18 protein-coding genes are annotated in these 19,495 nt (G+C 61.8%); 5 read left to right on the top strand and 13 right to left on the bottom strand.

All coding sequences use genetic code 11. The annotated features are described in order from the left end of the window. The first annotated feature begins 52 nt into the window (after positions 1-52). Complete coding sequence (locus HGP16_RS10645) at positions 53-826, top strand: DeoR/GlpR family DNA-binding transcription regulator (protein ID WP_168839964.1); 774 nt, start codon at positions 53-55, stop codon at positions 824-826. Positions 827-940: 114 nt separating this feature from the next. Then, positions 941-2,452 (top strand): glycerol-3-phosphate dehydrogenase, encoded by a 1,512-nt coding sequence (glpD, locus tag HGP16_RS10640; RefSeq protein ID WP_168839963.1) that lies wholly within the window; start codon positions 941-943, stop codon positions 2,450-2,452. Positions 2,453-2,466: 14 nt separating this feature from the next. On the opposite strand, the gene soxR is transcribed toward glpD, so the two are convergent. Continuing rightward, positions 2,467-2,931, bottom strand: a complete 465-nt coding sequence (soxR, locus tag HGP16_RS10635) for a redox-sensitive transcriptional activator SoxR (protein ID WP_168839962.1) — start codon at positions 2,929-2,931, stop codon at positions 2,467-2,469. 74 nt (positions 2,932-3,005) lie between these two features. On the opposite strand from soxR, the gene HGP16_RS10630 reads away from it, so the two are divergent. Next, on the top strand, positions 3,006-3,581 hold the full coding sequence (locus HGP16_RS10630; RefSeq protein ID WP_168839961.1) for an NADPH-dependent FMN reductase: 576 nt from the start codon (positions 3,006-3,008) through the stop codon (positions 3,579-3,581). A gap of 170 nt (positions 3,582-3,751) precedes the next feature. Then, positions 3,752-4,963: an acyltransferase gene (locus tag HGP16_RS10625; protein ID WP_168839960.1), complete on the top strand. Its 1,212-nt coding sequence runs from the start codon at positions 3,752-3,754 to the stop codon at positions 4,961-4,963. A 148-nt stretch (positions 4,964-5,111) separates the two neighbouring features. Here the strand turns inward: HGP16_RS10625 and HGP16_RS10620 are convergent, their stop codons facing one another. The 3 genes from HGP16_RS10620 to HGP16_RS10610 all read right to left on the bottom strand — a co-directional run bounded on the left by HGP16_RS10620 (position 5,112) and on the right by HGP16_RS10610 (position 8,951). Further along, positions 5,112-6,233: a mandelate racemase/muconate lactonizing enzyme family protein gene (locus HGP16_RS10620; protein WP_168839959.1), complete on the bottom strand. Its 1,122-nt coding sequence runs from the start codon at positions 6,231-6,233 to the stop codon at positions 5,112-5,114. A gap of 71 nt (positions 6,234-6,304) precedes the next feature. Further along, the gene (locus tag HGP16_RS10615; protein WP_168839958.1) at positions 6,305-7,804 is read right to left on the bottom strand and encodes an aldehyde dehydrogenase family protein; all 1,500 of its coding nucleotides are present in this window, start codon (positions 7,802-7,804) and stop codon (positions 6,305-6,307) included. 1 nt (position 7,805) lies between these two features. Further along, positions 7,806-8,951, bottom strand: coding sequence for an iron-containing alcohol dehydrogenase (locus HGP16_RS10610; RefSeq protein ID WP_168839957.1), 1,146 nt, complete (start codon positions 8,949-8,951; stop codon positions 7,806-7,808). Between the two features lie 117 nt (positions 8,952-9,068). Between HGP16_RS10610 and HGP16_RS10605 the strand changes: the two genes are divergently transcribed. Beyond that, a complete protein-coding gene (locus HGP16_RS10605; protein WP_168839956.1) occupies positions 9,069-9,974 on the top strand; it encodes a LysR substrate-binding domain-containing protein in 906 nt (301 codons plus the stop codon). Between the two features lie 305 nt (positions 9,975-10,279). On the opposite strand, the gene HGP16_RS10600 is transcribed toward HGP16_RS10605, so the two are convergent. From HGP16_RS10600 to HGP16_RS10560, 9 genes are all read right to left on the bottom strand, one after another. After that, the gene (locus HGP16_RS10600; protein ID WP_075853699.1) at positions 10,280-10,687 is read right to left on the bottom strand and encodes a F0F1 ATP synthase subunit epsilon; all 408 of its coding nucleotides are present in this window, start codon (positions 10,685-10,687) and stop codon (positions 10,280-10,282) included. A 77-nt stretch (positions 10,688-10,764) separates the two neighbouring features. After that, positions 10,765-12,195 carry a F0F1 ATP synthase subunit beta gene (atpD, locus tag HGP16_RS10595; protein ID WP_168839955.1) on the bottom strand — a complete coding sequence of 477 codons (1,431 nt, stop codon included), beginning with the start codon at positions 12,193-12,195 and terminating at the stop codon, positions 10,765-10,767. Between the two features lie 23 nt (positions 12,196-12,218). Then, positions 12,219-13,103 carry a F0F1 ATP synthase subunit gamma gene (locus HGP16_RS10590; protein WP_015341388.1) on the bottom strand — a complete coding sequence of 295 codons (885 nt, stop codon included), beginning with the start codon at positions 13,101-13,103 and terminating at the stop codon, positions 12,219-12,221. 28 nt (positions 13,104-13,131) lie between these two features. Continuing rightward, entirely contained in the window at positions 13,132-14,661 is a 1,530-nt protein-coding gene (gene atpA / locus HGP16_RS10585) for a F0F1 ATP synthase subunit alpha (protein ID WP_168839954.1), read from the bottom strand. After that, positions 14,661-15,227 carry a F0F1 ATP synthase subunit delta gene (locus HGP16_RS10580; protein WP_168839953.1) on the bottom strand — a complete coding sequence of 189 codons (567 nt, stop codon included), beginning with the start codon at positions 15,225-15,227 and terminating at the stop codon, positions 14,661-14,663. The genes atpA and HGP16_RS10580 overlap by 1 nt, the downstream gene beginning before the upstream one ends. Positions 15,228-15,488: 261 nt before the next feature. Further along, the gene (locus HGP16_RS10575) at positions 15,489-15,872 is read right to left on the bottom strand and encodes a DUF4345 domain-containing protein (RefSeq protein ID WP_168839952.1); all 384 of its coding nucleotides are present in this window, start codon (positions 15,870-15,872) and stop codon (positions 15,489-15,491) included. Positions 15,873-15,981: 109 nt separating this feature from the next. Then, positions 15,982-18,213: a primosomal protein N' gene (locus HGP16_RS10570; RefSeq protein WP_168839951.1), complete on the bottom strand. Its 2,232-nt coding sequence runs from the start codon at positions 18,211-18,213 to the stop codon at positions 15,982-15,984. A 255-nt stretch (positions 18,214-18,468) separates the two neighbouring features. Then, the gene (locus HGP16_RS10565; protein ID WP_168839950.1) at positions 18,469-18,972 is read right to left on the bottom strand and encodes an SRPBCC family protein; all 504 of its coding nucleotides are present in this window, start codon (positions 18,970-18,972) and stop codon (positions 18,469-18,471) included. Further along, positions 18,965-19,312 (bottom strand): ArsR/SmtB family transcription factor, encoded by a 348-nt coding sequence (locus HGP16_RS10560; protein WP_168839949.1) that lies wholly within the window; start codon positions 19,310-19,312, stop codon positions 18,965-18,967. The genes HGP16_RS10565 and HGP16_RS10560 overlap by 8 nt, the downstream gene beginning before the upstream one ends. Between the last annotated feature and the right edge of the window lie 183 nt (positions 19,313-19,495).

Genomic DNA, 19,495 nt, shown 5'->3' with positions numbered 1-19,495 from the left:
TTTTCACTTTATCATATGATGACGAAAAAACGAAAGAAAGGGAGCGAAAACCATGTTCCTATCCGGACGTCAGACCGAAATCCTCGAGATCGCCAAGGCGGAAGGCCGCGTGCAGGTGGAGGAGCTGGCGTCGCGCTTTTCGGTCACGCCGCAAACCATCCGCAAGGATCTCAATGATCTCTGCGATGGCCGCGTGCTGTCGCGCGTGCATGGCGGCGCGATCTTTCCCGGCGGAACCGAGAACGTGAAATACGAGGCGCGCCGCTCGATCGCCGCGCCCGAAAAGCAGGCGATCGGCCGCGCCGCCGCCAGCATGATCCCCAACAACAGCTCACTTTTCATCAATATCGGCACGACGACGGAAGCGGTCGGCGAAGCCTTGCTCGGCCATCACGAATTGATGGTCATCACCAATAACATCAATGTTGCCAACAAGTTGCGAATTTTCCCCTCCATCGAGGTCGTCATTGCCGGCGGCGTCGTGCGCGGCTCGGATGGCGGCATCGTCGGCGAAGCCGCCGTCGATTTCATCAAGCAATTCAAGGTCGACTACGCGGTCATCGGCGCGTCCGCGATCGATGCCGATGGCGCGCTTCTCGATTTCGATTTTCGCGAAGTGAAAGTGGCGCAGGCCATTATTGCCAATGCCCGGCACGTCATTCTCGTCGCCGACAGCACCAAGTTCGAACGAACCGCCCCGGTTCGCATTGGCCATCTGTCGCAAGTCCACACCTTCGTCACCGACGAATGCAGCATTGAATCCGTGCGATCCATCGCCGCGGAACATGACGTGCGGCTCGTGGAGGCCACCCGCAGACCGGCCTGAGTGGCTCGCTTTCTGTCAAGAAACGTTCGTTTGACATTCGTATCTGTTTCGCTTTAGATGGATTAGTTTCGATTTTCCATCTTCACGGGATGGCTGACCTTTGCGGAGGGGCGGGTGAGCGAACAGGTCTACGATATTTTCGTTATCGGCGGCGGCATCAACGGCTGCGGGATTGCCCGTGACGCCGTGGGACGCGGCTACAAGGTCGCGCTCGCCGAGATGAACGACTTTGCCTCCGGCACGTCTTCCGGTGCCACCAAGCTCATCCATGGCGGCCTGCGCTATCTCGAACACTACGAATTCCGCCTCGTGCGCGAATCGCTGATGGAACGCGAGGTGCTCTGGGCGATGGCGCCGCACATCATCTGGCCGATGCGTTTCGTCCTGCCCTATCATAAGGGCGGCATCCGGCCGGCCTGGCTCATCCGGCTCGGCCTTTTCCTCTACGATCATCTCGGCGGCCGAAAACTGCTGCCGCCGACGGCGACGCTGGACATGAAGAAGGATCCCGCCGGCAAGCCGCTGAAGGCGCTCTTCACTAAGGCTTTCGAATATTCCGACGGCTGGGTCGACGATGCCCGCATGGTGGTATTGAACGCCCGCGATGCAGCCGACCGTGGCGCCACGATCATGCCGCGAACGAAGGTGATTTCCGCCCGCCGCGACGGCAGCGTCTGGGCGATCGAAACGGAAGATACGATCCGCGGTCAGAAGCGCCGGTTTCGCGCGCGCATGCTGATCAACGCCGCCGGCCCCTGGGTTGATCATGTCTTGTCCGATGCCTTCGGCAAGAACCAGGTACACAATGTCCGTCTCGTTCAAGGCAGCCACATCATCGTTCGCAAGAAGTTCGACGATCCCCGCGCCTATTTCTTCCAGAACCCGGACAATCGCATCATCTTCGCCATTCCCTACGAGCAGGATTTCACCCTGATCGGCACTACGGATCGCGACTACAAGGACGATCCGAAGGATGTGAAGATCACAGAGGAGGAAACCGCCTATCTGTGCAACGCCGCCAGCGAATACTTCAAGGAGCCGGTTCGACCCGAGGATATCATCTGGACCTATTCGGCCGTGCGTCCGCTCTACGACGACGGCGCGTCCAAGGCGCAGGAGGCGACACGCGACTACGTACTGAAGGTCGAGGGCGAAGAAGGCCAGGCACCACTGCTCAATGTCTTCGGCGGCAAGCTCACCACCTATCGCCGCCTGAGCGAGCATGCGCTGGAAAAGATCGGCGAGGCCATCGGGCTGAAGGGCACGCCGTGGACGGCCAAGAGCTCGCTGCCGGGCGGCAACTTTCCGGCTCGCGGTTATGATGCCGAAGTCTCGAAGCTGAAGTCGCGTTACCCCTTCCTTGCCGACCAGCACGCTCGCCGCCTCGTCCGCCGCTATGGAACGCGGGCCGCGATGATCCTTGGCGACGCAAAGACGATTGCCGATCTCGGCCGCTGCTTCGGAAGCGATCTCTATGAAGCGGAAGTTCGGTATCTGATGGAACAGGAATGGGCCTACAGCGCCGCCGACATCCTCTGGCGCCGTTCCAAGAAGGGCCTTTACCTCTCGAAGGAAGAGGCCGCGGCGCTTGACACGCACATGGCCGAAAGCCGCGTCCACGCCTGAGCGTTCAATTCACTTCACTCTCCGGGATCGAGCAGTCGCGGTCCCGCCCCCTCCTCGGAAAGCGTGTCCCAGGGATTGCGCAAGGGACAGCTGTCGAGTGACAGGCAGCCGCAGCCGATGCAGCTGTCCAGCTGGTCGCGAAGCCCCTGCAGGCGTTTGATGCGAGCGTCGAGATCATTCTTCCACAATTCCGAGAGCGCCTTCCAGTCGGCCGCCGTTGGCGTGCGTCCCTGCGGCAGGGCTTCCAGCGCCGTCTGAACCTCGGCAAGCGGAATACCGACCCTTTGCGCCACCTTGATGATGGCGACCCGGCGCAGGACCTCGCGCGGATAGCGCCGCTGGTTGCCGCGGCTGCGATGGCTCTCGATCAGCCCTTTCGCCTCGTAGAAATGCAGCGCGGAGACCGCCACTCCGCTGCGCGCCGCCACCTCGCCGACCGTCAGCTGCTTGGAAAATTGACCTGGCTCGATTTTTCCCATTTAACGCTATTGACCTCAACTTTAGTTGAGGTTTTATAACCCGAGCTCCAAACCGCGTAAAGCAGGAGCAAGACATGACAGAAAGAACCCGGCTGGCGATCATTTACGGCAGCACCCGCCCGGGCCGCTTGTGTGACCGGGTGGTCAACTGGATCGCTCGGGAATTGGCGCATTATCCCCTTATCGACATCGACCTGATCGATCCTCTCGAATTCGACCTTCCCTTCCAGCACGATCGCGAGCATCCCGGCGTCGCTGCGCTCTCGGCGCGGCTTTCGGAGGCGGATGCCTTCATCATCGTCACGCCCGAATACAATCACAGCTTCACGGCATCGCTGAAATTCCTGCTCGATCTCGTCTATGACCCCTGGCATGGCAAGCCCGTCGCTTTCGTTTCCTATGGCGGCATTTCCGGCGGCCTGCGCGCCGTCGAGCAGTTGCGGCTCGTCTTTGCCGAGCTGCATGCCGTCACCGTGCGCGATACGGTCAGCTTCGCCAATCCTTGGGGCAGGTTTGCCGAGGATGGCACGCTGGAAAATCCGCTGGACGCCCGGAAATCGCTGGTGCTCCTGATTGCGCGGCTGAACTGGTGGAGCAACGCCTTGAAACCGGCGCGCGCCATGCGTCCCTATCGCTCCGTCGCCGCCTGATCCTCCGCTCAACATCCGAATCCGGTCTCTCGTTTCTGGCAGGTACGGGAGATCGGTTCGACGCCCGGACCTTACACCATGGGTTCGGGCGTCGTGCTTTCGAGGATCCGCCTTGCCGAAACCGCCGCGATGACCTACCCAATGGAGAGGGAGTTTCGGCGGATACGGGAATGGAGAACGGAAGACGTCTGGGAGGAGCGGATTTCATGCGCGCCGTCGCATGTCTGATGGTGCTTGTTCATCATCTCGTACTCCGCATGAATTTCTACAAAATCCCGCCGAGCCTGGACCTGACCTTCATATTGGCGCGCTTCGGCAATCACGGCGTCTCGATCTTCTTCGTTCTCAGCGGCTTTCTACTTGCGCGACCCTTCTGGCTGGCGCTGGATAGCGGCCAGCCCTTACCGTCTTTGAAGATCTACGCCATGCGTCGCGCCGCGCGCATCCTGCCGGGCTTCTGGTTTGCCCTGACGGTCGGGTTCGTGATCAGTTTCACGGTCTACGGTTTTCCGCTCGATGGCGAGCTGATCGGCCGCTACATCGCCGGCTTCTTTCTGATGAGCCAATGGCACTGGCGCACCTTTTTTCCGGTGCAGGGGGACGGGCCTTTATGGTCGATCCCCTTCGAAACGACCTGCTATGTTCTCTTGCCGATCGGCTTCCTGTTGCTGTTCCGTGCGAAGCCGAGGTCACGCTCCCCGCTCGTCGGCCGCCTGCTCTGGATTGGTATCATCGCGGTCTCGCTGGTCGGGCACTGGCTCGTCGCCACCTATCTGCCCACGGACAGCGTTGGGCGGGGATGGCAATATGGCTTCCAGGGTGGCGCCAAGGAATGGATGCCGCGCTTCAACCCGATCGGCTTCTTTGCGATATTCGCGATCGGCGCACTGGCCGCCGCAATCCAGACCATCATCCCGACGCGCCGCTCGGCAGTCTACGATATCATCGGAGCGCTGGCGATCGTCATGGGCGCATGGCAATTGCCGCAGTCGATCGGCGGCGCGGGAGAAGGCTATGCCTGGCTTGGCATTCCCTATCAATTCCCGCTGCTTCCCCTGGCGGCCGCCATCGCGCTTTGCGCGCTCCCGCAATCGCGGATACTGGCAAAGCTGCTCGACAACGGCCTTACCCGCTATGTCGCCACCGTCTCCTTCGGCGTCTATATCTGGCAGGATATCGTGCTGACCTTGATGCCGCAGCTCTTTCCCTCATCCTTCGGCGCAGGCTCGGACAACGTTCTCGGTGGCTGGATAATTTCAAGCCTGATCGCAACCGCTATCATCTTCGCCATCGGCACGCTGAGCTATGTCTTGCTCGAACGCCCCGTTATCCAGTGGGCGCGCTCCCGGGAGAACATGGCGGCCCGGCCTGTCACCGCTTGATAGAGGGCCATGCATGCGAGGCACGTCGGCGCCGCAAGTTCCTTCTCCCCTCGGGGAGAAGGGAATGCGCGGTGCCCACGCACCTCACATGCCATGGCCCTGCTGCCCAATGGCGCAAGCAGGCACGGTTTAGACTCTGAAGGCACCTTTAAATACGCGTCGCCTTCAGGCGCTCCTCATCGAGAACAATCCCGAGCCCCGGCGCAACGCCGAGATCGAGCCAGCCGGCATCGTGCTTGAGCGGCGATACCATCGGATAGTCGCGACGGGCCTCGCTCCATTCCGGATTGTCATAGGGGTATTCGAGCCAGGCGGCGTCGCCGACGCCGGCGGTCAGATGCGCATTGGCCAGCACGCCGATGCCGTTCGTCCAGGAATGCGGCGTGAACTGCACGCCTGCCTCGCGTGCCTGATAGGCGAGCCGCCGGCAGCCGGTGATGCCACCGACCAGCGCGACATCAGGCTGAATGACATCGAAGGCGCGCTCTTCGATGATATCGCGGAACTCGTAGAGCTCGCGCGTCATCTCGCCGCCGACGATGCGCAACGAGGTTGCCTGCTTCAATTCCTTCATGCCCTTGCGGTCCGAGCGGTGAAGCGGCTCTTCCATCCAGTAGACGCCGAGCCGCTCCAGCTCCCTGGCGACGGTAAGCGCATCCTTGAAGGTCCAGGGCAAGGTCGTATCCCAGGGCATGCGCCAACCCTGATTGCAGTCGACCATCAGCTCCAGCCGATCGCCGACGCGGGCGCGGATCGCTTCCAGCGCCTTGACATCCTCGCGCCAGCCGCCGCGGCCGCCTGAAGACGAGGAGAAGCGCACCTTCATGGCCGGGAAGCCTTCATCGATATAGCGCTCGGCCTGATCGGCCATAGCAGAAGGCTCGCGCAGCACGCCGGAGGAGGCATAGAGTCGCACACGGCTGGCACGACCGCCGAGCATCCGCCACACCGGCTCGCCGGTGATCTTGCCGGAGAGGTCCCACAGCGCCAGGTCCATCGGCCAGCAGCGGCCGTAATGGAAGTTGATGTGCGACAGGACTTCGTAGTGACGTTCGACGTGCCGCGGATCCTGCCCGATGAACAGATCCTCATGCCCCTCGAAACCCTTCATCAGGTCGCCCGAGCCGATGCCTTCGCGGCCCTCATCGTCCCGGACACGAACGATGGTCGCATCGAAATGCCGGCGCGGACGGCCATCCCAACTCGCCTTGAACGCCGGATCGAGCGGCAGGCGGTGATGGGTGATCTCTATGGAAACGATCTTGCTCATGGTAACTCCCCTCTTCCCCAGCATGATCCCGAAGGCAACCACGTTGTTTCGGGATCACGCCGATTTCAAACTCAACCGAACTGCTGCCAGATCGTCTTGTAATCGCAGTACTTATCGATCGCATGCACGGAGCGGTCACGGCCGAAGCCGGATTGCTTGAAGCCGCCGAACGGCGTGGCGAAGTTCGACATGTCATAGGTGTTGATCCACACCGTACCCGCATGGATCTCTTCCGAAAAGCGGTGCGCGCGATCCATATCCTTGGTGAAGACCGCGCCGGCAAGCCCATAGATCGTATCGTTGGCAATCTTGAGTGCATCCTCCTCCGTATCGAAGGGAATGGCTGCCAGCACAGGGCCGAAGATTTCCTGCCGCGCCAAGCTCATATCGTTGGTCATGTCGACGAAGACGCCCGGCGACACATAGTAGCCGCCGGTTTCGCTCAAGACACGCTCGGCACCGAAGGCGCGACGCGCACCCTCCTTCTCGCCCGCCGCGATCATCGCCAGAACCTTGTTCATATGCTCTTCCTCGATCAGCGCGCCGATCTGCGCTGCAGGGTCGAGCGGATGCTTGAGCGCGATATCCGAGCGGGTGACCGCCTCGATCTTCTCGATCAGCGTCTCCTGCACCGACCGCTGCACGATCAGGCGCGTCGAGGCATGACAGGTCTCGCCGGAATTGTAGAAGCAGCCCCAGGCAGCCGCGACGGCGGCAGCATCGAGATCGGCATCTTCGAACACGACCAGTGGCGACTTGCCGCCAAGCTCCAGCGCCACGCGCTTGACGTTCGATTGCGCCGCATAACCCATGATCAGCTTGCCGACATCGGTCGAGCCGGTAAAGGCGATCATGTCGACATCCATGTGCAGCGCCAGCGGCTTGCCGGTCTCTTCGCCATAGCCAGTGACGACGTTGAAGACGCCGGCAGGCAGGCCGGCTTCGATGGCGAGCTCGGCAAGGCGGATCGCTGAAAGCGAGGACTGTTCGGCCGGCTTCAATACGACGGAATTGCCGGCCGCTATCGCCGGCCCGAGCTTCCAGGCATCGATGATCATCGGATAGTTCCAGGGCGTGATCGCCCCGATGACGCCGATCGGTACCTTGCGCACCAGTGCCCGCGCATTCGGACCGGTCGGCGCAATCTCGTCGTACATCTTGTCGATCATTTCGCCGTAAAACTGGATACCGTCGGCGCAGAGGCGCACGTCCACCGTCAACGACGCCATGACCGGCTTGCCCACATCGATCGTCTCGAGCATGGCCAGCTCATCGCCATGGGCGCGAATGAGATCGGCCCATTTCAGCATGATCTTCTTCTTTTCCAGCGGCTCCTTCTTGCGCCAGACACCGCTTTCGAAGGCAGCGCGGGCGGAGGCGACGGCAGCATCGACATCCGCGGCATTGCCGCGCGCGAGCTCAGCACCGGGCTTGCCGTCCATCGGCCGGAAGCGGGTGAAGGTCTCGCCCGATACTGCGGCACGATGAGCACCATCGATGAAGTGACGCCCTTCAGGCTTGAGGCCGGAGAGAACGCGTTCCCAATAGTCGCGCGTATAGTTCTTGGTCATTTCAGATTCCTTTCGGCAGCGCCATGACGGCTGCGGCGAAGCGGTCGATATCGGCATCCGTCGCGTCGCGGATCGTCGAGCGCCGCATGGGCTGGTTTTCGGTGGCACGCATTTCGCGGGCGAGATCGGCTTCGTCGAACGGCTTGAAGGCCGCAGGCAGCGAGCGGACGATGCCGCAGCGGTCCATCCAGTCGGAGACGAAAGCAGGCAGTTCAGTGGCACCCTCGACACCGCAAGCCTTGGCCGCGGCATTGAGATCGGCCGTATCCGCTTCGACCAGCCACGGAAGCGTCGCTTCGAAGCCGAGCGCCGTCGCAAGACCATGATGCACCGGCGCAAGGCCGGCCAATGCATGACTGACATTGTGTGCGATCGCCGTGCCGCAATTGTCGATGGCGATGCCGCCGAAGCAGGAGCCAAGCAGCACGTCGCCGCGAGCGGCCATGTCGTCAGGGTGCTTGACGGCCGTCTCCAGCGCACCCGTCAGCAGCCGCAGCGCCTGATGAGCGTAGAATTGCGCGCCGCGATGCGTGTTGCGGTTCGTTGCCGCCTCGAAGGCGTGGATAAAGGCATCGAGGCCGCACCATGCCGTCAGGCTGGCGGGCAAGGTCTTCGTCAAGGCCGGATCGAGAATGACGAGGTCTGCCTTCGTCTCCGGTCCCCAGATCCAGAGCTTCTTGCCCTCGGGCCCAGCAAAGATATTCGTCGCCGATGTCTCCGACCCCGTACCGGCCGTGGTCGGGATCATGATCTTCTTCAGCGGATTCTTCGGCAGCGGGTTGGCTGCCAGCGCATAATGCATCGGGGCCTCGCCGGAGGCGATGCAGCAGGCGACGATCTTGCCGATGTCGAGCGCCGAGCCGCCACCGATGCCGATCACCATATCCGCCCCCTGCCCCGCCTCGATCGCCGCCTGCAAATGCGCAAGCTTCGGCTCGCCGGCAAAGTCGGAAAAGACCTGCGTCTTCACGCATGCTTCGGCAAGCTTGGCGCTGAGCTTGGCCGCAAGGCCCGACTGCGCCAGAAAGGCATCGATCACAAGCAAAACCGTGCCGACGCCATCGAAGGATTTGACCGCGGCGGGAAGGCCGGAGAGCGCGCCCTCGCCGAAACGAATGTCTGGAATGGCGGAAATGGAAAAGGACACGCAAGAACCCCTTGGAAAAGCGGCCGAAAATGATGCCACAATCCTGCATCACAATTTCAAATCTTCAAATCCGGGCAATTATCGGGAATATTGATGATCTGAAGTCATGGAGCGCCGATGCTAGAGAAAATACCGCTGGAGGCCTTCCGCGTGTTCGATGCGGCCGCGCGCGCGATGAACTTTTCCCGCGCCGGCCGCGAGCTGAACATCACCCAGGCCGCCGTCAGCCGCCGCATCAAGGGGCTCGAGGATCACCTCGGCGCGACGCTCTTTACCCGGCGCGGCCGGAACCTGGCGCTGACGCCGGATGGCGAACGGCTGTTCCAGCGCGTACGCGCCACGCTGGAATATCTCGAGGAAAGCCTGGAGCCTTTTCGTGCGGGCACGGGCGAAATCATCTCGATTGCGGCAAGCGGCTCGATCTCGCATCTCTGGCTCGGGCAGCGACTGAGGGATTTCGGCAAGGAGAGCCCGGGCATCTCCGTGCGCCTGCTGACGACGGACGTGCATTCCGAGCTCGCCTCGGAGAACAACGACCTCATCATCATCTATTCCACGGGCGAACATCCGCGCTGGAGCCTGACGCCGCTGATGAAGGAAGTGCTGGTGCCGATCGCATCGCCGGATTACCTCGCGATCCGCGGCCTCGACCCTCAGGCATTGACGGCGGTCGACATCGCCGGGCTCGATCTCATCGATTACGAACGCGCCAATGCCCACTGGATCAGCTTCCGCCAATGGTTCGGCCGGATCGGCGACCCGTTGAAGGGGAAGCTGCCGAGACCGCGCCTGTCATTCTCGACTTACATCATGGCGGTGGAGGCGGCGCTCAGGGGCGAAGGTATCGCGCTCGGCAGCCTCGGCCTCATCGAGGAGTATCTGCAGTCCGGTGCGCTGATCACCGTCGGTAACGACCGAGTGGAGAGCGGCTTCGGATACTATCTCGGCGCCCCTCGCTTCCGCTCGCTTTCTCCCGAAGCGGCGCAGCTGCACCGGTTTTTGCTACAAGGACAGCAGATTTGATGCAACCTGGGAGGGATCGCCTCACCGACTCCGCTTTGAGAAGTCGGGGTTGCGGTCGCTCACCACCCGCCCTCGTGGTTCGAGGCTGCAGCCCCCTTCGACAAGCTCAGGGTGCTTTCGCGCCTCACCATGGGGATTGATCTTGCGTGCCTCGCCACAAGGCCTGCTCCACCTCATGGGGAGATGTAACACCGTTAAGCGGAGCGAAAACGGTGATGCCTCGAAAGGCGAGGATGACCCGGGCCTTCCAACAAAAAAGCGGCCCATGGGACCGCTTTCATCTCATTCACCGTAGCCGGATCGCATCAATCCTGCGGGATCGAGCCGCGCAGATGCGAGAGTTCCATGATGAAGTGCTCCAGGCGCGACTTGTGCTCGTGATGCTCGGCATCTTCGAGTTCGGCCTTGGCGGCATTGATGCGGCGGTCCAGCTCGTCACGGCTCATGTCTTCGACCGGAACGGCGGATTCCGCGAGCAGCGTGCAGCCGGTCGGCAGGATATCGGCGAAGCCGCCAAATACGACGTAGTCCTGCTTCTTGCCGGAAGCCGAATGCACCTTGACGACGCCCGGCTTGATCGTGGTCATCGTCGGCGCATGATGAGCCATGACGGTCATCTCGCCTTCGCTCGCGGGGATGACGACATCGATGACCTGTTCCGACAGCAGCAGGCGCTCCGGAGAAACCAGTTCGAAATTGAAATTGTCAGCCATGGCCCGTCACTTCTCGATTGTCTTATTCGCAAGGCAAGGGCGCGCGGGCAATGCCGCGCGCCGATGGATTGGCCTTATCAGGCAGCCAGCTTCTTGGCCTTTTCGATCGCTTCGTCGATCGAGCCGACCATGTAGAAGGCAGCTTCCGGCAGATGGTCGTATTCGCCGTTGACGAGGCCCTTGAAGCCCTTGATCGTGTCTTCGAGTGCAACGAGCTTGCCCGGCGAGCCGGTGAAGACTTCAGCGACGAAGAACGGCTGCGACAGGAAGCGCTCGATCTTGCGGGCGCGGGCGACAGCCAGCTTGTCGTCTTCGGAGAGTTCGTCCATGCCCAGGATGGCGATGATGTCCTGCAGGGCCTTGTAGCGCTGCAGCGTCGACTGAACCTTACGGGCAATTTCGTAGTGCTCTTCGCCGACGACCAACGGGTCGAGCATACGCGAGGTGGAGTCGAGCGGGTCGACGGCCGGGTAGATACCCTTTTCAGCGATCGAGCGCGACAGAACCGTCGTTGCGTCCAGGTGGGCGAACGAGGTCGCCGGTGCCGGGTCGGTCAAGTCGTCGGCCGGAACGTAAATGGCCTGAACCGAGGTGATCGAGCCCGTCGTCGTCGTGGTGATGCGTTCCTGCATCTGCCCCATGTCGGTGGCGAGCGTCGGCTGATAACCCACGGCCGAAGGAATACGGCCGAGCAGAGCCGACACTTCCGAACCTGCCTGGGTGAAGCGGAAGATGTTGTCGACGAAGAACAGAACGTCCTGACCTTCATCGCGGAAGTTTTCAGCAACCGTCAGACCGGTCAGAGCCACGCGAGCGCGGGCGCCCGGCGGTTCGTTCATCTGGCCGTAGACGAGCGCGGCCTTGGAACCTTCGCCGCCGCCATGCTTGTTGACGCCCGATTCGATCATTTCGTGGTAGAGGTCGTTGCCTTCGCGGGTACGTTCGCCCACGCCTGCGAAGACCGAGTAACCACCGTGCGCCTTGGCGACGTTGTTGATCAGTTCCATGATGAGAACGGTCTTGCCGACGCCGGCGCCGCCGAACAGGCCGATCTTGCCGCCCTTTGCGTAAGGAGCAAGGAGGTCGACGACCTTAATGCCGGTGACGAGAATCTGCGCGTCCGTGGACTGCTCGACGTAGGACGGAGCATCCTGGTGGATGGCGCGCTTCTTGGAGGTGTTTAGCGGACCCGCTTCGTCGACCGGCTCGCCGATGACGTTCATGATACGGCCGAGCGTCTCATGTCCAACCGGAACCGAGATCGGAGCGCCGGTGTCGGAAACAGGCTGGCCGCGAACCAGACCTTCAGTCGAGTCCATGGCGATCGTGCGGACCGAGTTTTCGCCGAGGTGCTGCGCGACTTCCAGAACAAGGCGATTGCCGTTGTTGCTGGTTTCGAGAGCGTTCAGGATCTTCGGCAGATCGCCGTCGAAAGAAACGTCCACGACGGCGCCGATAACCTGCGTAACCTTACCGAGAGAACCTGCGGGGGTAGCTGCGTCAGCCATATTCTTACCCTCTTTTCCTAACTTCAGAGCGCTTCCGCGCCCGAAATGATTTCAATCAATTCCTTGGTGATCTGTGCCTGGCGCTGACGGTTGTAGTTCAGCGTCAGCTTGTTGATCATCTCACCAGCGTTGCGCGTCGCATTGTCCATCGCGCTCATCTTGGCGCCCATCTCGCCGGCGACGTTTTCGAGCAACGCGCGGAAGATCTGGACGGAGATGTTGCGCGGGATCAGGTCCGCGAGGATCGAAGCCGCATCCGGCTCGTATTCGTAGACGGCGCCCTTGTGGGCTGCATCTTCTTCGACGACGGCCGGAGCCGAAGCCGGGATCAGCTGCTGTGCCGTCGGGATCTGGCTGATCACCGACTTGAATTCGGAATAGAACAGCGTGCAGACATCGAATTCGCCGGCTTCGAACATCTCGATGATGCGCTTGCCGATGGCGTCGGCATTGTCGAAGCCGATGCGCTTGACGTCGCGCAGTTCCTTGCGCTCGACGATCAGCGATGCGTATTCGCGGCGAAGCACGTCATAGCCCTTCTTGCCGACGGTGAAGATCTTCACCGTCTTGCCTTCGGCCAGCAGCTTGCGGGCATGGTCGCGGGCAAAACGCGAGATCTGCGAATTGAAGCCGCCGCAAAGTCCGCGCTCGGCCGTGCAGACGACAAGCAGATGCACATCGCTCTTGCCGGTTCCGGTCATCAAGAGCGGCGCACCGTCAGCATCGCTGACGGCAGCCGAGATGTTGGCCAGAACAGCGGCCATGCGCTGCGAATAAGGCCGGGCGGCCTCGGCCGCCTCCTGCGCACGCCGAAGCTTCGCCGCGGCGACCATTTTCATCGCCTTGGTGATCTTCTGCGTCGCCTTGACGGAGGCGATCCGGTTTTTCAGATCCTTGAGTGAAGGCATCCTTGGTCCGTCCTAGAGCTTGGCCCGATTACGCGAAAGACTTGGCGAAGCTGTCGAGAGCAGCGGTGAGCTTGCCCTTCGTCGCGTCGCTGATGGCCTTTTCGGTGCGGATGGTGTCGAGGATTTCCTTGCCTTCCGAGCGGAGGTACGACAGGAAGCCGTGCTCGAACTTGCCGACCTGCGGAACGGCGATCTTGTCGAGGTAGCCGTTGACGCCGGCGAAGATCACCGCGACCTGCTCTTCCGTCTTCAGCGGCGAGAACTGCGGCTGCTTCAGGAGCTCGGTCAGGCGGGCACCGCGGTTCAGCAGGCGCTGCGTTGCCGCATCGAGGTCGGAACCGAACTGGGCGAAGGCAGCCATTTCGCGATACTGGGCGAGTTCGCCCTTGATCGAGCCTGCAACCTGCTTCATCGCCTTGATCTGAGCGGACGAGCCGACGCGCGAAACCGACAGACCGACGTTAACGGCCGGACGGATACCCTGATAGAACAGGTCGGTTTCGAGGAAGATCTGGCCGTCGGTGATCGAGATCACGTTGGTCGGAATGAAGGCCGAAACGTCGTTACCCTGCGTTTCGATGACCGGGAGAGCGGTGAGCGAACCAGCGCCCTTCTCGTCGTTCATCTTGGCAGCGCGCTCGAGGAGGCGCGAGTGCAGGTAGAAAACGTCGCCCGGATAGGCTTCGCGGCCCGGCGGGCGGCGCAGCAGCAGCGACATCTGGCGGTAGGAAACAGCCTGCTTGGACAGGTCGTCGTAACCGATCAGAGCATGCATACCGTTGTCGCGGAAGTATTCGCCCATGGCGCAACCGGCGAACGGAGCCAGGAACTGCATCGGAGCCGGATCGGAAGCGGTCGCGGCAACGATGATCGAGTACTTCAGCGCGCCGCGCTCTTCGAGCACCTTGACGAACTGAGCGACGGTGGAGCGCTTCTGGCCGACGGCGACGTAGACGCAGTACAGCTTTTCGCTGTCCGGGCCGGCATCGTGGATGGCCTTCTGGTTCAGGATCGTGTCGAGAATGATGGCGGTCTTGCCGGTCTGGCGGTCGCCGATGACGAGCTCGCGCTGGCCGCGGCCAACCGGGATCAGAGCGTCGATGGCCTTGAGGCCGGTCGACATCGGCTCATGAACCGACTTGCGCGGAATAATGCCCGGAGCCTTGACGTCGACGCGCGAACGGCGCGTCGCGTTGATCGGGCCCTTGCCGTCGATTGGGTTGCCGAGCGCGTCGACAACGCGGCCGAGAAGTTCCGGACCGACCGGAACGTCAACGATCGCGCCGGTGCGCTTGACGGTGTCGCCTTCCTTGATGTCGCGGTCGGAGCCGAAGATAACCACGCCGACATTGTCGGCTTCAAGGTTCAGCGCCATGCCGCGGATACCGCCGGGGAATTCGACCATTTCGCCGGCCTGAACATTGTCCAGACCGTAGACGCGGGCGATACCGTCACCGACGGAGAGAACCTGGCCGACTTCGGAGACTTCAGCTTCCTTGCCGAAGTTTTTGATCTGATCTTTCAGAATTGCGGAAATTTCCGCTGCGCGGATATCCATCAGCCGACCTCTTTCAATGCAAGCTTAAGGGTGGAGAGTTTGGTGCGAAGGGACGTATCGATCTGACGCGAACCGACCTTGACGATCAGGCCGCCGAGGATCGACGGATCGACGGTGACGGCAATCGCCACGTCCTTGCCGGTGACGCCCTTCAGCGCCGCCTTCAATTCATCTTCCTGCGCCGGAGTGAGCGCATGGGCCGAGGTTACCTCGGCGGAAATCTCGCCGCGATGCTGAGCGGCGATGATGCGGAAAGCCTTGATCATGCCCGGCAGCGCAAAAAGGCGCCGGTTGCTGGCCACAAGCTTCAGAAAATTGGTGACGTAGGCACCGAAACCAGCCTTCGTTGCCAGCGCCTGGATCGCGCCGACTTGATCTTCAGCCGAAAAAACCGGGCTGAGGACGAAACGCTTCAGATCGTCGCTTTCGTCGAGCATGGCTTGGAACCGATCGAGATCGGCGGTCACTGCCGGCACTGCACCCTCTTCAAGGGCCAATTCGAACAGCGACGAGGCATATCGTTCTGCAACGCCAGAAACATGCTGGGATGTGTCTGCCACGGGCACAAAATTCCCTGATTTCAACCCAAGAACTCGACTTCCGGATGACGGAAGCCATATGTCCTTGAATTCGTTTTGATTTCCCCCAGAAATCAGCAGGAGCGCACTCCCACCGCATCCGAAATTCGGGGTTCGTCTAACATAGGATATTGAGACTCGCAACACGCGTAATCGACGAATGCGCCATTCGGGCGAATTTATGATGCCAAAACTCGAAAAGCATGGGGATAGCGCCGGCGGAGAAGCCGCGCCGGAGCTGTTTTCGGCTCAAATATAGCCTAGCCCGTAGAGAAAAGGTAGCGCCGCCAATGCAGCCTGCGCAACCAGAAGGAGAAGACTCAAAAATATGCTGCCACGATCTGACATCAGCGACAGGATGCGACCGAACGCCGCGACGCCGAAGGAAGCGCCGAGCGCGAGATAGATCATCGGCTGCGCCAACAGGATCGCCACCAGCCCGAAGCCGACCATGAAGCCGCCAGCGGAACGAGCCTCGGCATAGGCTTCGGAGCACCCTTCCTTCACCTGCAGCTTGAGGAAGCGGTAGGTATAGCCCGGCGCGAACATCAGGAAGAGACCGATGAGCGCGGTGACGGCAGCCGAACAGTAAGCAAGCCGCTCGCCGAATTCGGTCGGAAAATAAAGCTCCATCGGTCGCCCCCAAATCAGCCGCGCGCAAACCATGTAAGTGAGACGGCCGAACTTATGGCATGATCCGGGTTGCAAGGGGAAGGCGCAGTCTAGATATCTGCAGCGTCAATCACAGAAAGCTTTGCGGATCGATGTCGAGCTGCACCTGCACGGACCCACGCTCCTTCGGCGACTGCGCCAGCAAGGCTCGGAGGAAACCCTGCATGTCGGAATTGCGCCGGCCGTGCACGAGCAGGCGGAAGCGGTGGCGGCCGCGTACGAGCGCGATCGGCGCTTCGGCCGGGCCGAGCACCGAAATGCCCGTCACCTGCGGCGCCGCATTGCGCATGCCGCGGGCGTGGGTTTCGGCATCCTGCCTCGTGTCGGCCGAGACGATGATCGAGGCGAGCCTGCCAAAGGGCGGCAATATGGCCCTTTCCCGCTCGGAAATCTCACGCTCGTAAAAAGCGCCGGCATCGCCAGATACGATCGCCTGCATGACAGGATGCTGCGGCTGGTAGGTCTGCAGCAGACCGTGGCTCTTGAGACCGGTTCGCCCGGCGCGTCCCGTCACCTGCGACAGGAGCTGGAACGTGCGCTCGGCGGCGCGCGGATCGCCGTTCGCCAGGCCGAGGTCGGCATCGACGATACCGACCAGCGTCATCAGCGGAAAATTGTGCCCCTTGGCGACGAGCTGCGTGCCGATGACGATGTCAGCCTCGCCCTTGGCGATCGCATCGAGCTCTAATCTTAGCCGCTTGACGCCGCCCATGATGTCGGAGGAGAGCACGATCGTCCGCGCCTCGGGAAAATGCCGCTCCACTTCTTCCGCGATGCGCTCGACGCCTGGCCCGCAGGCAACGAGATGATCGAGCGTGCCGCATTCGGGGCAGGCCTCCGGCGTGCGCTCGGCATAGCCGCATTGATGGCACTGGATCTGGCCGCGGAAGCGATGCTCGACCAGCCAGCTCGAACATTGCGGGCACTGGAACCGATGGCCGCAGACCCGGCAGAGCGTCAGCGGCGCGTAACCGCGTCTGTTGAGGAACATGAGCGCCTGCTCGCCCTTGGCGACCGTCTTGCCGATCGCCCGGATCATGACCGGCGAAAGAAAGCCGCCGCGCTCCGGCGCATGCCGGCGCATATCGATCAGATGCAAATCGGGAAGTGCCGCATCGCCAAAGCGGGTCGGCAGGTGGATTGTCGTGTAGCGGCCGCTCTGGCCGTTGACCTGGCTTTCGACTGAAGGCGTCGCCGAAACCAGCACCACGGGAAAGTCGCCGATGCGGCCGCGCACCACGGCCATGTCGCGCGCATTATAAAAGACGCGGTCCTCCTGCTTGTAGGCAGGGTCATGCTCTTCGTCGACGATGATGAGCCCGAGATCCTCGAAAGGCAGGAACAGCGCCGAACGAGCGCCGGCCACGACCCTGACCTCGCCGGTCACGGCCTGACGCCAGACTTTTTCGCGCATGCGCGGCGCGAGATCGGAATGCCATTCGGCCGGCTTGGCGCCGAAGCGATCCTGGAAGCGTTCGAGAAAGCTTGCCGTCAGCGCGATTTCCGGCAGCAGGATCAGCACCTGCTTGCCGTGCCTCAGCGTTTCGGCGATGGCCTCGAAATAGACCTCCGTCTTCCCGGAGCCGGTAACGCCATCGATCAGGGAAACCGCGAATTCGCCCTTGCCCACATCAGCCAGGATCTCTTCGGCCGCTTGCCTCTGTGGCCCTTCGAGCCGCGACGCGGTGAATTCAGGATCGGGCTTGGCGACGACGGGCGGCGGTGGCAGGAAGATGGTTTCGAAAATGCCCTGCGAGATCAGCCCGTCGATAACGCTGGTGGAAACACCCGCCGCATGCGCAAGCCCGGTACGCGTCCAGGAAAGCCCGTCGGCGGCAATCTCCATCACCTTGGCGCGGGCCGGCGTCATCCGTTCCGGCTGGCCGCCGACGAAGCGCAAGCCCTCGATCATCGGTTCGGGATCGAAGGCGGCAGGCGCTCGCAAGGCCATGCGTGCCACCAGCCCCGGCGGCGACAGCGTGTAAGAGGCAACCCAATCGATGAAGTCACGCATCTGCTTGCCGAGCGGCGGGCAATCGAACACATGGCTGATCGGCCGAAGTTTCTTCGGGTCGACGCCGCCGTCGTCTTCGCCATCCCAGACGACGCCGATGACCTGACGCGGCCCCAGCGGCACCTGGACAACGGAGCCCGGCTCCACCGCCATGCCCTCGGGCACGGCATAGGAATAGGCCCTCGGCGCCGGCATCGGCACGAGAACGGGAACCGTGCGGCTCATCACAGGCTTTGCGGGCGCCGCCTCGAAAAGCGCACCGAACAGATCGGAAGAATCTTTGCTCATTGCGCCAGACCATGCCCCGGACGAGCGCAAAAGAAAACCCGGCAGCTACTCAAGAGCACGCGCAAAATGCGAACGGTCCGCAGCCTCGGTGAATGTCTGGCCCTGTGCGGCAATGCCGCCAATGACCACAATCGAGCCGAAGCTGCCGTTTGGCGATCGTGATGCGAGTCACTTCTTCGCGCCCTCGCTCCGGCCGGAAGGGTTGGGTCATTCCCCAGCAGCAGACGTTCCCTCGAGTCGACTTTCCCGACCGCGCTACTCGCCTGTGATGGAAAGCATTTCGTCGAGCTGCTCCAATTGCTCCGGCAATGCGGCCGCCGATCCCTGTAGCGCTTCGTCAAGCGCCTCCTTGGACGGATAGACTTCGTGGAAATTCAGCAGTGTCCTCCCGCCTTGGTCCTCGAAGGTCACGGTCGTGATCGCACCCTCTTCGCCCTCGTCGTTGGTCCAGACGATGCGCTCGTTCGGCACCACCTCGAGATACTTGCCATAGAAGGCCATGGTGTCCGAACCGCCGACGCCGAATTCCAGACGATATTTGCCACCGGTACGGACGTCCATATCGCACGATACGAGCGAAACGCCGGATACCGATTTTGGCACCCACCAGCGCTGGAACAACTCAGGTTGGCTCCACGCCCTGTAAACCGTGCTGGGCGGCGCATCGAATATCCGCGTTACGACGAGTTCGCGATCCCCTCTGCGCTCGACTGACGTGCGGTTCTGCGGACCAGATGCACCGTTAACTTGCTCAGTCATCGCTTCCCTCTTGTTGCATTTCGCTGATGATTTCATCCAAAGCTTCGAAGCGAGCCTCGAAGAGCTTGCGATGCGCCTCGATCCACTCGGCCTCTGCCTTGAGGCCGCGTTCCCCAAGCTTGCAGGTTCTCACCCGTCCGACCTTCTGCGTGACGACGAGCCCCGCCCGCTCGAGAACCTGGACGTGCTTCTTCATGCCGGTCAGCGTCATCTGGAACTTATCCGCGAGACTGGTGATCGACGCATCCCCTCGCCCAAGCTGATCGATGATCCCGCGACGGGTCGCATCAGACAGCGCCGTAAACGAGAGATCGAGGGGAGGAGTTAAATACTGAACCATATAGTTCAGTATTTAACCTGCTTGCGCAGAAAGCGCAAGCGCTCCGAGCGTCCCACGCCGTAGACCGGTCATCCGAGGTCATGCACTGCGGCGCCGGCAGCAGAAAATCGTCTGCTGCGGGTCAAAAGCGGACCGTCTCCTTTTAGCGATTCGATCGTGTAATGGGCACACGATCCGTGTCGC

The organism is Rhizobium sp. P40RR-XXII (assembly GCF_012641405.1).
Lineage (GTDB): Bacteria > Pseudomonadota > Alphaproteobacteria > Rhizobiales > Rhizobiaceae > Rhizobium.
Note: the sequence above shows the minus strand (reverse complement) of the source record. Positions and strands in the feature narration are given on the sequence as shown.

What these genes read in the sequence shown, in the direction of transcription:
- HGP16_RS10645 (WP_168839964.1), top strand. Translation starts at nt 53, where the DNA reads ATGTTCCTATCCGGACGTCAGACCGAAATCCTCGAGATCGCCAAGGCG.
- soxR (WP_168839962.1), bottom strand. Translation starts at nt 2,931, where the DNA reads ATGGGAAAAATCGAGCCAGGTCAATTTTCCAAGCAGCTGACGGTCGGC.
- HGP16_RS10630 (WP_168839961.1), top strand. Translation starts at nt 3,006, where the DNA reads ATGACAGAAAGAACCCGGCTGGCGATCATTTACGGCAGCACCCGCCCG.
- HGP16_RS10625 (WP_168839960.1), top strand. Translation starts at nt 3,752, where the DNA reads ATGGAGAACGGAAGACGTCTGGGAGGAGCGGATTTCATGCGCGCCGTC.
- HGP16_RS10620 (WP_168839959.1), bottom strand. Translation starts at nt 6,233, where the DNA reads ATGAGCAAGATCGTTTCCATAGAGATCACCCATCACCGCCTGCCGCTC.
- HGP16_RS10615 (WP_168839958.1), bottom strand. Translation starts at nt 7,804, where the DNA reads ATGACCAAGAACTATACGCGCGACTATTGGGAACGCGTTCTCTCCGGC.
- HGP16_RS10605 (WP_168839956.1), top strand. Translation starts at nt 9,069, where the DNA reads ATGCTAGAGAAAATACCGCTGGAGGCCTTCCGCGTGTTCGATGCGGCC.
- HGP16_RS10600 (WP_075853699.1), bottom strand. Translation starts at nt 10,687, where the DNA reads ATGGCTGACAATTTCAATTTCGAACTGGTTTCTCCGGAGCGCCTGCTG.
- atpD (WP_168839955.1), bottom strand. Translation starts at nt 12,195, where the DNA reads ATGGCTGACGCAGCTACCCCCGCAGGTTCTCTCGGTAAGGTTACGCAG.
- HGP16_RS10590 (WP_015341388.1), bottom strand. Translation starts at nt 13,103, where the DNA reads ATGCCTTCACTCAAGGATCTGAAAAACCGGATCGCCTCCGTCAAGGCG.
- atpA (WP_168839954.1), bottom strand. Translation starts at nt 14,661, where the DNA reads ATGGATATCCGCGCAGCGGAAATTTCCGCAATTCTGAAAGATCAGATC.
- HGP16_RS10575 (WP_168839952.1), bottom strand. Translation starts at nt 15,872, where the DNA reads ATGGAGCTTTATTTTCCGACCGAATTCGGCGAGCGGCTTGCTTACTGT.
- HGP16_RS10570 (WP_168839951.1), bottom strand. Translation starts at nt 18,213, where the DNA reads ATGAGCAAAGATTCTTCCGATCTGTTCGGTGCGCTTTTCGAGGCGGCG.
- HGP16_RS10565 (WP_168839950.1), bottom strand. Translation starts at nt 18,972, where the DNA reads ATGACTGAGCAAGTTAACGGTGCATCTGGTCCGCAGAACCGCACGTCA.
- HGP16_RS10560 (WP_168839949.1), bottom strand. Translation starts at nt 19,312, where the DNA reads ATGGTTCAGTATTTAACTCCTCCCCTCGATCTCTCGTTTACGGCGCTG.